The organism is Actinoplanes sp. NPDC051470, assembly GCF_040682035.1.
Taxonomy (GTDB): domain Bacteria; phylum Actinomycetota; class Actinomycetes; order Mycobacteriales; family Micromonosporaceae; genus Actinoplanes.
On the sequence record NZ_JBFBAA010000017.1, the window covers coordinates 135,746 to 150,037 of the forward strand.

At 72.4% G+C, this 14,292-nt stretch carries 13 protein-coding genes; 5 read left to right on the forward strand and 8 right to left on the reverse strand.

Annotated elements, in window-relative coordinates; genetic code table 11:
* Window positions 1–18: 18 nt before the first annotated feature.
* The 6 genes from AB0M54_RS28110 to AB0M54_RS28135 form a co-directional block, all read right to left on the reverse strand.
* Window positions 19–1,209, reverse strand: a complete 1,191-nt coding sequence (locus tag AB0M54_RS28110; RefSeq protein ID WP_364327491.1) for a hypothetical protein — start codon at window positions 1,207–1,209, stop codon at window positions 19–21.
* Complete coding sequence (locus AB0M54_RS28115; protein ID WP_364474538.1) at window positions 1,155–2,108, reverse strand: glutamate ABC transporter substrate-binding protein; 954 nt, start codon at window positions 2,106–2,108, stop codon at window positions 1,155–1,157. Before AB0M54_RS28115 ends, AB0M54_RS28110 begins: the two co-directional genes overlap by 55 nt.
* Window positions 2,105–3,406, reverse strand: a complete 1,302-nt coding sequence (locus AB0M54_RS28120) for a hypothetical protein (protein ID WP_364474540.1) — start codon at window positions 3,404–3,406, stop codon at window positions 2,105–2,107. Before AB0M54_RS28120 ends, AB0M54_RS28115 begins: the two co-directional genes overlap by 4 nt.
* Before the next feature lie 94 nt (window positions 3,407–3,500).
* Window positions 3,501–5,048: a long-chain fatty acid--CoA ligase gene (locus AB0M54_RS28125; RefSeq protein ID WP_364474542.1), complete on the reverse strand. Its 1,548-nt coding sequence runs from the start codon at window positions 5,046–5,048 to the stop codon at window positions 3,501–3,503.
* Window positions 5,049–5,078: 30 nt separating this feature from the next.
* On the reverse strand, window positions 5,079–5,870 hold the full coding sequence (locus AB0M54_RS28130) for an isocitrate lyase/phosphoenolpyruvate mutase family protein (protein ID WP_364474544.1): 792 nt from the start codon (window positions 5,868–5,870) through the stop codon (window positions 5,079–5,081).
* Between the two features lie 277 nt (window positions 5,871–6,147).
* Window positions 6,148–7,470: a mannitol dehydrogenase family protein gene (locus AB0M54_RS28135; protein WP_364474546.1), complete on the reverse strand. Its 1,323-nt coding sequence runs from the start codon at window positions 7,468–7,470 to the stop codon at window positions 6,148–6,150.
* A gap of 276 nt (window positions 7,471–7,746) precedes the next feature.
* Here AB0M54_RS28135 and AB0M54_RS28140 point away from each other — a divergent pair, with 276 nt between their 5' ends.
* Entirely contained in the window at window positions 7,747–8,433 is a 687-nt protein-coding gene (locus tag AB0M54_RS28140) for an HAD family hydrolase (protein WP_364327831.1), read from the forward strand.
* Here the strand turns inward: AB0M54_RS28140 and AB0M54_RS28145 are convergent.
* A complete protein-coding gene (locus AB0M54_RS28145; RefSeq protein WP_364327473.1) occupies window positions 8,430–9,329 on the reverse strand; it encodes an aminotransferase class IV in 900 nt (299 codons plus the stop codon). The genes AB0M54_RS28140 and AB0M54_RS28145 overlap by 4 nt on opposite strands.
* Before the next feature lie 91 nt (window positions 9,330–9,420).
* Here AB0M54_RS28145 and AB0M54_RS28150 point away from each other — a divergent pair, with 91 nt between their 5' ends.
* Window positions 9,421–9,975, forward strand: coding sequence for a Uma2 family endonuclease (locus AB0M54_RS28150; protein ID WP_364474548.1), 555 nt, complete (start codon window positions 9,421–9,423; stop codon window positions 9,973–9,975).
* A gap of 202 nt (window positions 9,976–10,177) precedes the next feature.
* Window positions 10,178–11,176 (forward strand): suppressor of fused domain protein, encoded by a 999-nt coding sequence (locus tag AB0M54_RS28155; protein ID WP_364474550.1) that lies wholly within the window; start codon window positions 10,178–10,180, stop codon window positions 11,174–11,176.
* On the opposite strand, the gene AB0M54_RS28160 is transcribed toward AB0M54_RS28155, so the two are convergent.
* Complete coding sequence (locus tag AB0M54_RS28160) at window positions 11,148–12,320, reverse strand: glycosyltransferase (protein ID WP_364474552.1); 1,173 nt, start codon at window positions 12,318–12,320, stop codon at window positions 11,148–11,150. The genes AB0M54_RS28155 and AB0M54_RS28160 overlap by 29 nt on opposite strands.
* A gap of 57 nt (window positions 12,321–12,377) precedes the next feature.
* Between AB0M54_RS28160 and AB0M54_RS28165 the strand changes: the two genes are divergently transcribed.
* Complete coding sequence (locus AB0M54_RS28165) at window positions 12,378–13,127, forward strand: TetR/AcrR family transcriptional regulator (RefSeq protein WP_364474554.1); 750 nt, start codon at window positions 12,378–12,380, stop codon at window positions 13,125–13,127.
* Between the two features lie 192 nt (window positions 13,128–13,319).
* Window positions 13,320–14,291, forward strand: a complete 972-nt coding sequence (locus AB0M54_RS28170) for a methyltransferase (RefSeq protein WP_364327457.1) — start codon at window positions 13,320–13,322, stop codon at window positions 14,289–14,291.
* Window position 14,292 lies beyond the last annotated feature (1 nt).

Genomic DNA, 14,292 nt, shown 5'->3' on the forward strand with positions numbered 1-14,292 from the left:
GACAGTTGCGGAGGCACCTCACGACGCGGCCTCCCGCAACGCGTCCTGGTAGGCGTTCACCGCGGCGCGCGCCGTCTCCAGATCGCACGGCGCGGTGTAGAGCGCCTCGCGTACTCGATCAGCCGCCGGGCCCAGCGACCCGTCGAGCCCGCGCCGTTTCGCCTTGGCCTCGTACGACTCGAACCGCCCGCGCAGCTCGTTGCGTGACGACAACAGCTCGCCGGCCCGGTCGGCGGTCGTGGCGACCTCGTCCAGCCGGGCCCGCGCCCGGCGGGTCCACTCGGCCAGCCGGGGGCTGATCAGCGCCCAGTGCCCGGCCGAGGCCAGCGCGTCCACCGCCATCAGGTCGGGCCGCAGGTCGGGGCCGACGGCCACGACGAACCCGGACCCGAACCGGTCGGTCGCCCGGGCGGCCGCCTCGGCCGCGTCCCGTTCCGCCGCGTCGATCTCGGCCAGCAGCTTGTGGGCCTCGGCCAGCCGCTGCGCCAGCATCTCCTTCAGCTCGCCGGCCGACGTGCGCTCGGCGTCGGCCCGGTCGACCAGGGCCCGGATGGCGGTCAGCTCGGCCTCGTCCACGCCCAGCGGGTCGGAACCCATCGTCTGGGTGAAGTAGCGCAGCCGCCGGTCGGCCTCCTCGAGCGCGGCCAGCCCCTGCTGGTCACGGCCGATCAGCCGGCGCACGTTCTCGACCGCCGCGGCGGCGTCGGCGCTGGCCGGGAGCAGGCGCTGCCACGCGTCGCCGGCCCGGGTCACCACGTCGGCGACCGTACGGAACGCGTCCTCCATCGTCGCCAGCAGCTCGCCCGGGGAGCAGGCCCGCCGCTCCTGCCCGGCACCGAGCAGCCCGCGCTCGGCCAGCGGCACCACCGACAGCGACAGCGTGATCGACCGGCCCAGCACCTGGTGGGCGAAGGCCGGGCCGCCCTGGTCGCGCAGCACCCGCGCCTCGGTGATCGCGGTGGTCAGCTGCTTGTAGCCGTCCCAGAGCCGGGTCAGCGACTCCTTGGCCTGCGCCCACGCCGAGGCGGTCCGCCCGGTCAGGGCGCGGGCGTCGAGGTCGCGTTTGGCCACGCTGTCGTCCAGCTCGACCAGGTTTTCCGCCACCCGGGCCACGGCGGCTTCGAGACGCGCCAGCTCGGCGCGAGGATCGGTGATCATCGGTACGCGGCCCGCGGCGGCGCCGGCGCCGTCCCGAAGTCGCCCAGCCACGTGTCGTACGTCCTCTTCCATCGGCCGTCGGCCTTGTTGCGCGCCAGCACCTGGTTCACGAACCGGGTGAACTCGGGGTACTGCTTCGAGATGGCCATCGCGTACGGCTCGGAGGTGAACTTCGGTCCGACCACCTTGGCATACGGATCCTGGGCGGCCAGCCCGGCCAGGATCGTGTCGTCGGTGGAGATCGCGTCGACCTCGTTCTGCTGGAAGGCGACCAGGCAGTCGGCCCAGCCGGCCCGCCCGACCGGCTGCGGCCGCGAGCCGACCTTGGCGATGTTCTCCAGCGAGGTCGAGCCGGTGACCGCGCAGACCCGCTTGCCCCCGAGGTCTTCGATGCCCTTGGCCGTCGAACCCTTGTTGACCAGCACCTGCTGCCCGGCCTCGTAGTAGACGGCGGAGAAGTCGACCTCGGCCAGCCGCTCGCAGTTCACGGTCATGGTGTCGGCGACCAGGTCGACGGTGCCGTTCGCGGCCAGTTGCACGCGTTGGTCGTACCCGATGACCTTGATCTGGATCTTGTCGGGGTCGCCGAAGATGGCCTCGGCGATCTGCCGGCCCATGTCGACGTCGAAGCCCTCGATCCGGCCGGTGAACGGGTTGCGCGAGCTGAACAGCAGGGTGTCCTGGCTGGTGCCGAGGATCAGCCGGCCACGCTTGAAGATCTCGGCCATGTGCGTGCCGGCGGGCATCTTCCGCGGCGCCGGCAGCGCGCCGGTGGGGCGCAGGCTGGCCCGGGCGTTGCACGACTCCTCGGGGGCGGCCTGCGGGGGAGCGGACGGCTGAGCCGCGGTGGGTGGCTCGACGCGGGCGCCGTCCCGGTCGGCCGTGCAGCCCGCGGTCACCCCGAGCAGCGCGACCGCGACCACCGCGGCCAGGGTGTGGCGGCGGGTCATCGATATTCCTCCAGCCGGGCGCGCAGGCCCAGCCAGGACAGCGCGCAGATCATCAGGGCGAGCAGCGGGCCGAGCACGGTCAGCGCGCCCAGGCCCCGGCCGGCCGCGCCGACCTCGCGGGTGAACAGCGCCATCCGGTCGTCCATGGCCGCGCCGATGCCGTCGTTGATGCCCTGGAAGGCGTTCGACGCCTCGGCGCCCACGGCCAGCTTGACCGCCGCGTCGTGCTGGCCGCTGTCGTCCAGCTCGCGGACCTTGCGGTGCAGGTTGAGATATCTCCCGTGGGCGACCATGGCGTCGCGGACATGCTCTTCGGCGGAGTCGTCGCCGATCGAGCCGGCGGCCACCTCGAGCAGCCCGTACGGCCCGGTCAGCCGCTGCGAGACGGTGCCGAAGTCTTCCTCGTAGGCCCCGCCGCTGCCCCGCGCGGTCAGCGCCAGCGCCTCGTCGCCGCGTTCCCGCAGCACGAAGATCCGGGCCTTGGACAGCAGCGTCACCGGCGTCGAGCCGTCCTTCTCGGCGGTGTCCAGGTGGGCCCGCTGGGCGAACAGCACACCTGACGAGATCAGCCCCAGCACCACCAGCAGGCCGGTCGCGGCCACCAGCGGGACGTTGAAGGTGCGCTTCGTGGTGCGGCTGAGCCGCAGCTGCACGTGGAGCAGGGTGGCGAACAGCACCGCCATCAGCAGCACGTAGAACGTCACCCAGACGCTGCTGCGGGCCGACGAGTACCCATCTTCGACCTCCTGCTGGGCGATCCGGAGCAACCGGTCGGCCTGCGGCTGGAGGACCTCGCGGTTCAGGGCCGAGGCCTGTGAGAGGTACGCCGAGCCGACCGGCAACCCCTGCCGGTTGTTGGCCCGGGCCGCCGCCACCAGCGCCGCGTACCGGGTCACCCCGGTGGCCAGCTCGCGCACCGTGTCGGCCGACTCGCCGCCGGCCGGGGTGCGCCGGGCCGCCGACGTCAGCGCCGTGGTGACCCGGGTCAGGTCGTCCTCGTACCGCCGGGTCAGCGCGGCCGGCTCGAGCCCGCCGCCCAGGAACGCCTGCGCCGCGGTGGTGTCCGCGTCGGCCAGCGCCGAGTAGATTGTCTCGGCCTCGGTGAGCAGCGGCTGGGCCCGCCCGCCCAGGTCGCCCGTGCCCGAGTCGGCCGAGCTCGCGGCCACCCCGGCCAGCAGCCCGGTGAGCAGACCGAGCGCCAGCAGGGCGGACAGCATGAGCTGGAGCCGCCCGGGGGAGGTGTGCCGCAACTGGGCGACGCGCGTGAACCCGGGCCGGTCCAACTGAAGCGTGGTCACGCGTCCTCCGTCATGCGCGCAATGTTATGAGACCTGAGCCACCTCCCGGATTCGAGCACAGTGGCCTCGCCGCGCCCGCGAATCCGGGAGGTGGCTAGTCCAGCTCCCGTTTGAGAAGTTTGCCGGTGGCGGTCATCGGAAGCGAATCCACGAACTGGACGATCCTCGGGTACTTGTAGCTGGCCATCTGCTCCTTGGCCCAGGCGACCAGCTCGTCCTCGGTCGTGGTGGCGCCGGCGACACGGATGACGTACGCCTTGATCTCCTCGCCGTGGCTCGGGTGGGGCACCCCGATGACCGCGGCCAGCGACACCGCCTCGTGGGTCATCAGCACCTCCTCGATCTCCCGCGGGTAGACGTTGAAGCCGCCACGGATGATCATGTCCTTGGCCCGGTCGACGATGTAGTAGAAGCCGTCCTTGTCGCGCCGGCCCAGGTCGCCGCTGCGGAACCAGCCGTCCCGCATGACCTCGGCGGTCGCCTCGGGCCGGTTGTAGTAGCCGCGCATGATGTTGTGCCCGCGGATGGCCACCTCGCCGATCTCGTCCGCGGCATCGACGGTGTTCCACTCCGGGTCGATCAGCTTCACCTCGACCCCCCAGATCGGGATGCCGATGGAACCCGGGCGGGGCTCGGAGTGCGGATCCGAGAACGTCGCGACGGGAGACGTCTCACTCAGGCCGTACCCCTCCAGGATCTGCAGCCCGAACCGGTCCTTGACCTGGTGGATGATCTCCACGGGCAGACTGGACCCGCCACTGACCGCGACCCGCATGTTCCGGGCGATCCGCTCCACGTCGACGCCGTCGGACAGGGCGTTGAGCAAACCCCAATACATGGTGGGTACGCCCGCGAAGAACGTCACCGACTCCTGCTCCAGCAGCTTGACCGCCGCGGCCGCCTCGAACCGGGGCAGCAGCACCAGCGTCGACGCGGTGGCGAAACCGGCGTTCATGTTCACCGTCGAGCCGAACGAGTGGAACAGCGGCAGCACGGCCAGGTGGGTGTCGGTGCCCGGGGACGCCTGGAACAGGCGGTTGCAGGTCAGCGCGTTCAGCACGAGGTTCGAATGCGACAATTCGGCGCCTTTGGCCTGTCCCGTGGTGCCGCTGGTGTAGAGGATGACGGCCGCGTCGGACTCGTTCCTCAGCACCGTCTCGGCGAGCGGCGCCTGACCCCGCAGCGCCTGGCCCATCGTCTCGGCGCCCTCGGTCGGCGACGCGGCGCCCGGGTCGGCCGTGATCAGGAAGAAGTGCTCGCAGTCGTCGGTCTGGTCGAAGCCGGCCTTGCCCTCGGCGCCCATCGGCAGCTCGGGCGTGCCCTGGAAGCAGAAGTACGCCTTGGCGTCCGAGTCGGCCAGGTGGTAGGCGATCTCACGCCCCTTGAGCAGCACGTTCAGTGGGACGACGACCGCGCCGGCCTTGAGGATGCCGTAGTAGACGACCGGGAAGAACGGCAGGTTCGGGCAGGACAGGGCCACCTTGTCGCCCGGCTGGATACCCCGGCTGACCAGCAGGCCCGCCACCTGCTTGGCGGCCGCGTCGACCTGGGCGTAGGTCAGCCGGGTCGCGCCGAGCACGACGGCGTCCCGGCCACCGAACGTCCGGGCGGAGTCCTCGAGCAGGATCGACAGGTTGAGCATGGGGTTCCCTCCCGAGCTGTGACGACCGTCTCACTTCAGCATGTCATCCGTTCCTGGGAAAGGGCTGCCCTCCCGCGGCTTCAAGGTTCCCCGCTCCAGCAGCTCGGTCGCCGCCGCGACCAGCCCGCCGTAGGCCGCCCAGGTCAGGCTCCCGCCGGTCGACACCCGCCGGACCCCCGCACCGGCCAGCTCCGGCACGCTGGGGCCGTCGTGCAGCGCCAGGACATTTACGGGTACGTCCATGGCGCCGGTCAGCCGGCGGATGTCGTCCAGGTTCGTCAGGCCCGGCGCGTAGACGCAGGTCGCCCCCGCCTCGGCGTAGGTCCGCAACCGCGCGATCGTGTCGTCCAGATCGGCGACGCCGTACAGGTGGTTCTCCGAGCGCCCGGTGAGCACCATCCCGTGCCGGGCACACACCTCGGCCGCCGCGGCGATCCGTTCCGCCGCCCGCGCCACCGGCTCGATGGCGTCGGCCGTCGGGTCGTAGTCCTCGATGGAGATCCCGCTGGCGCCGGCCTCGGCCAGCGCCTCGACCACGGCGGCCACACCCTGGGGGTCGTCGGCGTAGCCCCGCTCGGCGTCCACCGCGACCGGCACGGTGACCGCGTGGGTGAGCGCTCGGACGTGGGCGATCAGCTCGTCGGCGGTCACGCTCTGGTCCTCACGGCCGAGCGTCGCGGCGAAGCCCGAACTGGTGGTGGCCAGCGCCTTGGCCCCGAGACTCTGCAGCAGCCGGGCCGACCCGGCGTCGAACGGGTTGGGGAGCACAAACGTCCCGCTGCGGTGCAGCTCACGGAACGTGGCCCGGGCATCACTGATCATCGGCTGAGCTTACGTAGCCCGTCGCCTCCCGTCACTCGCCCGTCCGACCCGTCGATGCACGTTCTGCGATGTGATTCGCCCCGGAGCAAGCACGGTCGCGGGGATGGCACCCGGGGTCTTGCTCTGTGTTGTGCGGGGCTTTGAGCGTGGCGGGAGGCTGTGGGTTCGCGCAGAAGGGTGAGTGGGCATGGGCGTGGAGGCGTCGCCGGAGGCGAGCCGACCCTCGGCGGGAGCTGCGGTCAGCACCACCCGCCTCGCCACGACATCTTGATCTTTCTCAGGTCAGTTCGTCGAGTTTCGCGGTCAGGTCGCGGTCTGCGGCGAGGTCGGGGGCGAGCAGCGTGAGGACATCGCGGGGGGAAGCGGCACGGTCCACATAGGGCTGGGCGCCGTCGTCCGTGATCGGGGCGCCCTGGCCGCGCAGGTGGGTGATCCAGGCGGCCAGGGCTCGGATGGCGCCCGTCGCGGGACGGCCGGCGGCACGTTCGCCGCGCAGGACCGGCAGGACGCGGATCGGGATCTTCTGGGAGCCGTCGGCGGCGATCTGGGCCAGCGTGTGACGGATGCGCGGGTTGGCGAAACGCTCCAGGAGCGCGGCCCGGTAGTCGGTCAGTTCGGCCGCCGGGAGGGGGACGTGGCGGACGGCCTCGTCCCACCACTCGTCCAGCCAGGCCCGGCAGGTCGGATCGGTCACGGCGTCGGCGATCGTGGTCAGGCCTCGGGCGCTGCCGGCGTAGGCCAGCAGCGAGTGGCCGCCGTTCAGGAGCAGGAGCTTGCGCAGCTCGTGCGGGGTCACGTCGGACACGAAACGGGCGCCGGCGGCATCCCAGGCGGGGCGGCCGCGGGGGAACTCGCCCTCCAGGAGCCACTCGGTGAACGGCTCGGTCACCACCGGGACCTCGTCCGGCCGGCCGGCGGCGGCCACCGACGCGACGTCCTCGGGGGTGGTGCGCGGGGTGATGCGGTCGACCATCGTCGTCACGAACGAGACGTTGTCGCGGATCCACGGGAGCAGGGCGGGCTCGGCGGCGCCGGCGAAGTCGAGGACCACCCGGGCCGTGGCGGTGCCGTTGCCGGGCAGGTTGTCGCAGCAGACCACGGCGATCGGGCCGCCGTAGGCCAGGCGGCGGGCGTTCAGGCCGGCGACCAGGCGGCCGGGAACCGTGACCATCGGGGCGCCGGCGCGGAAGGCGGCCAGGTCGGCGCGTACGTCGGGATCGGTGTCGTCCAGGCCGCCGCCACGGCCCCGGCGGTAGGCGGCCTCGGTCACGGTCAGCGTCACCACGGACAGCTCACGGCGGGTCAGGACGGTTCGCCAGCTCGCGATGTCGTCGCCGGGATGGGCCTCGGCCACCGAACCGATCACCTCGAGCCGGTCGGCGTCGGGGCCGCGGACGATCAGGGTGTAGAGCCCGCCCTGGCTGGTCAGGGCCGTCGCCAAGGGGCGGGACCGGCCGGTGAAGGCCGCGATGCCCCAGCGGGCGGCGTCGGGCGCGGTTGCCGTGTACCAGGCCTGGTGGGCGCGGAAGAAGTTGCCTAATCCGAGGTGGGCGATGCGGACCGGCGGCCGGATGTCGCGGGCGAGGCGTTCGGCGGGCATGATCCCCATCCTGCCGGAAATCGACCGTCGGCAGGGAGGCCCGCGGTCTTGCTCGTGGCCGGCATGCGACGAAAAGGCCGTCGATCGGGAGGCGGTCTTGAGTTGCGGGCGGATCGAGCGGCGGCAACCGGACAGGTCCGCCCGCAACATCGCGCCGGGCGGGGGCGCAGGGGTCAGGCCTACCGCACAGTCTGCGCCGGAGTTGTTTCGAACGCGATAAGTTGCGCCCATGACGTTCTCGATCGTCGCGCCGGCCGCCACGTGACCCGGGTGGCCATGTGGTCGGGCCCGCGCAACGTGTCCACGGCCCTGATGCGCAGCTTCGGGGCGCGGCCGGACACGCTGGTCGTGGACGAGCCGCTGTACGCGTACTACCTGTCGGCCACCGGCCTCGACCACCCGGGCCGGGCCGACGTGCTGGCCGGCCAACCGCGGGCGTGGGCCGACGTGGCCGCGTCGCTGACCGGCCCGCTGCCGGCCGGCGTGACCGTGCACTACCAGAAGCACATGACCCACCACCTGCTGCCCGAGGTGGGCCGCGACTGGATCGGCCGGCTGTCCAACGCGTTCCTGATCCGCGACCCGGCGCATGTCGTGGCCTCCTACGCGAAGGTCCGCGGCACCCCCGACCTGGCCGATCTGGGCTATGCCCAGCAGGCCGAGATCTATCGCGCGTACGGCGGACCGGTGATCGACGCGGCCGACCTGCTGCGCGACCCGGCCGGGGTGCTCGGGCGGCTCTGCGCGGCCCTCGGCATCCCCTGGACCGAGGCGATGCTGTCCTGGCCGCCCGGCCGGCGCGACACCGACGGGGTGTGGGCGCCGCACTGGTACTCGTCCGTCGAGTCGTCGACCGGGTTCGCGCCGTACGACCCGCGCCCGGCCGACGTGCCCGCACGCCTGCGGTCGCTGGTCGCCGAGGCCATGCCCTACTACGAGGAACTGGCCGCGCACCGCCTCTAGATCACCGGCACGCCGTTCTCGGTCGCGTGGGCCCGGTAGATCGCGGCGATCCTGGACGTCAGCGGGCCTACGGCGCCGTCGCCGATCCGGCGCCCGTCGATCTCGGTGACCGCGGCGATCTCACCCATGGTGCCGGTGCAGAAGACCTCGTCGGCCGTGTACATCTCGGTCAGCGACAGGTCGCGCACCACGGCCGGGATCTCGTGGTGCGCCGCCAGGTCGAGCACCGTCTGCCGGGTGATGCCCTCCGGGCAGGCCATCGCGTACGGGGTGAGCAGCGCGCCGCCGGCCACGGCGAACAGGTGCGTGGCGTTCGTCTCGGCCACGAAACCCCGCCCGTCGAGCATCAGCGCGTCGTCCGCCCCCGCCACGTTCGCCTCGATCTTGGCCAGGATCGAATTGATCAGGTTGTTGTGGTGGATCCTGGGGTCGAGCACATCCGGGCCCGGGCGCCGGACACTGGCCGTGACCAGGCGCAGGCCGCCCGTGTCGTACACCGGCGCCTTGAACTCGGCCAGCACGATCAGCGTGCCGCCGGCCTCGTTCAGCCGCGGATCCATGCCGCTGGTCACCTTGACGCCGCGGGTGAGCGTGAGCCGCACATGCACGCCGTCGGTCATGTCGTTGGCCCCAAGGGTCTCGGCCAGGGCGGCCACGATGTCGGCGTCGGCCGGGATGTCGGTGAACCCGAGCGCCTTGGCCGACCGCCGCAGCCGGGCCAGATGCTCGTACAGCCCGAAGACCTTGCCCCGGTAGAGCCGCAGCCCCTCCCACACGGCGTCGCCGCCCTGCACCACCGAGTCGAAGGGCGAGAGGCCCGGCTCATCCCGGTGCCGCAGCACCCCGTTGACCCAGTACCGCAGTCCGGCGTTCCGCTCGTCGTACCGCTGAAGCATGATCGTCATTCTGTCAGGCCGTTGCTGACGCCGATGCGGCCTTGTCCACAGCCGGCCCGGGCCGGCCGCGGTGGCCGGTAGGCTATGGGTCATGAGCTCGGAAGCTGTCGGCAGGTACATGCCCGCGGAGGTCACGCTTGATGACCTCACCGCGATGATGGCGGCGGACGAACACCACCGGTACGAAATCAGTCCCGAAGGAGTCCTCTCGGTAATGCCGCCTCCCGGCTATGCGCACGCCATCATCGCCACGGAGCTCATGGGCTGGCTGTTGGCGGGCGGGGTGCCGGCGAAGCAGGTCGCTCAGGCGGTCGGATTGCGGATTCTGGGCCGGCACGGCGGTGTCGGCGGGCGCATTCCCGACCTGGTGGTGTGGAGCAAGGTTCAGGCTGAGGCGGTCTGGCTGCCGGTGACGGACGTGTGGCTGGTCGTCGAGATCCTGTCGCCCGGGTCGGAAGGCACCGACCTGGTGACCAAGCGCGTGGAGTACGCCGCGGCCGGCATCCCGCAGTACTGGGTGATCGACCAGGACCAGGCGCAGACCGTCACCATGCACCGCCTGGACGGTGACCACTACACCGTCCAGGCCTCGATGCCGCTTGCGTGGCTGCTCAACACCCAGCCGGGCGAGCACGGGCTCGGCTGACCCAGGTGTACTGCGCGTCCTTGGTTGTCGGCAGGTCCGGGTAGCACGTGACCCTCCGGTCCGAGGGCATGGCGGCCAGGATGGTGCGGTGGCCCTTCCCGGTGACGGACTCACCACCACCACCACGCGCAGGTGGTTCACGGCATTCGCAAGGTCTTCTGGCGGGGCAGATTTGCGGCGGGGCGGGTGGAATGATCGCCCGGTGGATGCGGAGACTCCCGGGTGGGACGCGATTGACGGGCGGCTGGCGGAGTTCTATCCGGGGGTGGAGCCGCAGCACTACGGGACGATCATCAAGTTCGCGCTGGGTGGGCCCGACCCGCTTGACGGCATCAGCTTCTACCAGCGGGTCGAGCCGGTGCCGCACTGGCACATCGTCGGGTACGGGCTGAGTGAGCTCTACGCCAAGGAGTCGTCGGAGGCGGACCGGTCGGGGTGGGGCTTCGAGCTCACGTTCCGGGTGGCGCGCCGGCCGGACGAGACGGATCCGCCCCTGTGGGCCGCCGGTCTGCTGCAGAACCTGGCCCGCTATGTGTTCAGCAGCGGCAACTGGTTCGAGGCCGGCCACCACATGAACGCCAACGGGCCGATCCGGCAGGACCATCCGACCGCCATGACCGCGCTGGCCTTCGTCGAGGACCTCGAGCTCGGCGCCATCGACACCCCGCACGGCAGGCTTCAGTTCCTGCAGGTGGTGGGGTTGACCTCCGATGAGTACGCGGCCGCGCGCCACTGGGACACCGCCGGTGTGCTGGGACTGCTCGCCGCGCGGCAGCCGCTGCTCGTCACCGACCTCGACCGGCCGTCGCTCACCGACGACCCGGCGGCCCGCGCGGCGATCGAGGCGGGGCGCGCCCGGGACGGCTCGTCGACCGGCATGCTGATGGTCGCCGGGTTCGCCTGGAGCACCGAGGCCGACCGGGTCCGGTTGCGCTTCAGCGACGTGACGGCGCCGTCCGTGGCCGATGCCGTCCGCGATCGGCTGCCGCACGGGCGGAGCCTGACCCTGACGGCCAACGGGGCTACGGCTGTGCTCCATCCGGCGGAGACCTACGCGGCCCGGTCCGATGGTGCGGCGCTCGAGCTGGACCTGCCGCCGGGCCTGGTGGGCGCGTTGCCGGGGGCGTTGAGGCCGGGGACGCACGTGTTGACGGACGGGCTGATCGTGGAGGTCACGCCCGAGGCTGCTCGAGCCAGTTGACGATCGGCGCGGCGCCGTCCTCGGTGGACAGTCGTCGGGCCATGGCGCGCGCGTTCTGCCGGTAGCGCGGTTCGGTGACGGCCGCCCGGATCGCGGCGGCCAGTGTCTCCGCCGGTGACGTGCCGCCTCGGGGCGGGTTGGCCAGCAGGCGGTGGGGCACGGGCGCCGGGCCGGCGCCCAGCGCGTGGACGCGTCGCGCCCAGAACGGCTGGTCGGTGTAGCGGGGGACCGCCACGGTCGGGACGCCCGCCCGCAATCCCGCCGCCGTGGTGCCCGCGCCGCCGTGGTGGACCACCGCGGCCATCCGGGGGAACAGCCACTCGTGCGGGACCTCGCCGACCTCGATCCGTGTTCGGGTGCCGGACCCGCTCGGGCGAGCGCTCTGGACCACCGCTCGCACGCCGGCCAGGCGGGCGGCTTCGATGATGAGGGCCTGATCGGTGGCGCCGTTGCTGCCGAAACCCAGGAACACCGGGGGCGGGCCGGCGTCGAGGAACTCCAGCAGGTCGGCCGGCGGCTGCCAGCCGGCGGGCATTGCGGGCCACCAATAGCCGGTGATGCTCAGCCGGGCCGGCCAGTCGTGCGGGCGCGGGACCACCACCTCGCTGAAACCGTGGAAGACGTGCGGCTTGCGCCGGGAGCGGCCGATGCGGCGGCGGGCCTTGTCATGGGGCGCCGGGGCGGCGGCCAGGGCCAGCCCGGCCAGGCGGTTTCCCCGGGGGCCGAGGCTTCGGGGCAGGCCGAGGAGCATCGGCGGGTAGGCCGCGCTCGGATGCATCGGCTGCAGGAAGGCGCCCGCGCTCGGCACGCCCAGGCGGTCGGCGATGTCGTGGCCGAACGGCGCCACCGCGTTGACCAGGATCGCGTCGACGCCCTCGGCGGCGGCGGTGAGGGCGCCCTCGGCGGCGAGGTCCATGTAGGCGGTGAGCTGCCGGAATGAGGACCCGCTCCCTTCGCCGGCGAGCAGCGGCGCGAGGTCGCCGGGCAGCTCACGCCAGGTGCAACCCGAGGCTTCGACCACGTTCCGGTACGGAGGGTTCGCCGCGATCGCCACCTCATGCCCGGCCGCGCGCAGCCGCGCGCCCAGCCCCGCCGCCGGCGCCACGTCGCCCCGCGTCCCCGGCGTGATCAGCAGAACCCGCATCGCGACACCCTCCTCCTCAGAGTTTGCGAACATCGTTCTCGAACTAGGCTAGCACCCATGACCGACGGCCCGATCTGGAAACGTCCGGAGACCTTCGCCATCGGCCGCCCGGCCGAACGCAGCCGCGCCCAGATCACCGCCGCCGCGATCACCCTCGCCGACGCCGAAGGCCTGGACGCGGTCACCATGCGCCGCGTCGCGTCCGCGATGGGCACCGGGCCCGCGTCGCTCTACCGCTACGTGAAGACCCGCGACGAACTCCTCGACCTCATGATCGACGCGGTGGCCGCCGAGTACAGACTGACGCCACCCACGCCGAATCCCCGCGCGGACGGGCCACCCGAAGAGGGGTCGCGGGCAGGGGAATCGCCTGAGGCGGAGGCGGCTCTCGGGGGGTCGGCCGAGGGGGATTGGCTCGGTGGTGTGGTCGAGGTCGCTCGTCAGACCCGGGACCTGATGGGGCGGCATCCCTGGCTGACCGTCGCGATGCCGTTGCGGCCGACGGTGGGACCGCATTCGCTCGCGCTGCTCGAGCATGTGCTGGCGACGCTGGCCGGGCATCCCGCCTCGGGGGCGACCAAACTTCAGGCCTACGCCATCCTCAACGGGGTGATCGGGCTGATCGCCCGCGCCGAACACACCGGCCTCGGCGACCGGCAGGCCGAGCTGACCGGCTACCTGCGGCAGGTCACGCGGGAGGGCGGGCACCCCCATCTGGCCGCCGCGCTGGCCGACGGCCGCGGCCCGGACGGCTTCGACGACGTCGTCACCCGCATCATGACCGGTCTGCTGGGCCCGGCCGCGTGACCGGGCCGGGCCGCGTGCCAGGGTCCGGCGTTCGGGCGGTCGGGGCAGGACGTGCCGTACTCGGCGGGGCAGGCCTCGGCGAAGATCGGATCGCGTGCGGAGAAATTCGCACAGTCCGATGGCGGGCTGCGCCGACGGGCCCTTACCAGTAGGTTGCCGGGCATGACGGGGCAGAGTCCATATGAGACGGTAATGGGATTCATCATCGGGCCGTGGCTGGCTCAGGCCGTACGCGCGGCCGTCGATCTTTCGCTGGCCGAACACCTCGCCGACGGGCCGAAGACGGCCGAGGAGATCGCCGAGGCGGAGGGTGCGGATCCGGCGGCGACGGCACGCTTTCTGCGTGCCTGCGCTTCGATGGGGCTGGTCGCGTACGCCGAGAAGGGTTTTGCCGGAACCGAAACGCTGGCCGTGCTGCACCGTGACGCGCCCCTGTCGCTGCGGGGGCTCGCGGCGTCCCAGTCGAGCCCGTGGGCCTGGCGCACGTGGGCGCGCATCCCCGAGGCGGTGCGCAGCGGCGAGGTGCAGACCACGCAGGCGCTGGGCATGCCGTTCTTCGACTACCTGGCCGCGAACCCGGAGGAGGGCGCGATCTTCGGCGCGGCGATGGCCAGCATGTCGGCGCCGGTCATCCAGGACGCCGTCGAGGTGATCGACGTGGCCGGCGCGACCACCGTGGTCGACGTGGGCGGCGCGCACGGAACCTTCGCGCTGGCCATGCTGGCGAAGCACCCGGGGCTCGACGGCATCGTGCTCGACCTGGGCCACGCCATCCCGGGCGCGCGGGCGGCCGCCGTGGCGCAGGGCCTCGACGACCGGTTCACCGGGGTGCCCGGCGACTTCTTCCAGGCGGTGCCGGCCGGCGACCTCATGCTGCTGAAGTTCATCCTGCACGACTGGCCCGACGACGAGTGCGTCCGCATCCTCACCAACTGCCGTGAGGCGCTGCGCCCGGGCGGGCGGGTGGTGATCACCGAGATCGCGATCGACGACCACGCGCCGGGCATCGCCGCCCTGATGGACCTGGCCATGCTCGCGTCGGCGGGCAGCCGGGAACGGACGGTGGCCGAGTTCGACGAGCTGCTGACGGCGGCCGGCCTGCGGCGGATCCGGGCCACACCGGTCCAGCCGCCGTATGTGGTGATCGAGGCGATCGCGGCCTGAC

Excerpts from the sequence above, each read along its gene's own strand:
- AB0M54_RS28165 (WP_364474554.1), top strand. The coding sequence starts at position 12,378 with ATGACCGACGGCCCGATCTGGAAACGTCCGGAGACCTTCGCCATCGGC.
- AB0M54_RS28160 (WP_364474552.1), bottom strand. The coding sequence starts at position 12,320 with ATGCGGGTTCTGCTGATCACGCCGGGGACGCGGGGCGACGTGGCGCCG.
- AB0M54_RS28135 (WP_364474546.1), bottom strand. The coding sequence starts at position 7,470 with ATGCCCGCCGAACGCCTCGCCCGCGACATCCGGCCGCCGGTCCGCATC.
- AB0M54_RS28125 (WP_364474542.1), bottom strand. The coding sequence starts at position 5,048 with ATGCTCAACCTGTCGATCCTGCTCGAGGACTCCGCCCGGACGTTCGGT.
- AB0M54_RS28140 (WP_364327831.1), top strand. The coding sequence starts at position 7,747 with ATGTGGTCGGGCCCGCGCAACGTGTCCACGGCCCTGATGCGCAGCTTC.
- AB0M54_RS28150 (WP_364474548.1), top strand. The coding sequence starts at position 9,421 with ATGAGCTCGGAAGCTGTCGGCAGGTACATGCCCGCGGAGGTCACGCTT.
- AB0M54_RS28145 (WP_364327473.1), bottom strand. The coding sequence starts at position 9,329 with ATGCTTCAGCGGTACGACGAGCGGAACGCCGGACTGCGGTACTGGGTC.
- AB0M54_RS28170 (WP_364327457.1), top strand. The coding sequence starts at position 13,320 with ATGGGATTCATCATCGGGCCGTGGCTGGCTCAGGCCGTACGCGCGGCC.
- AB0M54_RS28115 (WP_364474538.1), bottom strand. The coding sequence starts at position 2,108 with ATGACCCGCCGCCACACCCTGGCCGCGGTGGTCGCGGTCGCGCTGCTC.
- AB0M54_RS28130 (WP_364474544.1), bottom strand. The coding sequence starts at position 5,870 with ATGATCAGTGATGCCCGGGCCACGTTCCGTGAGCTGCACCGCAGCGGG.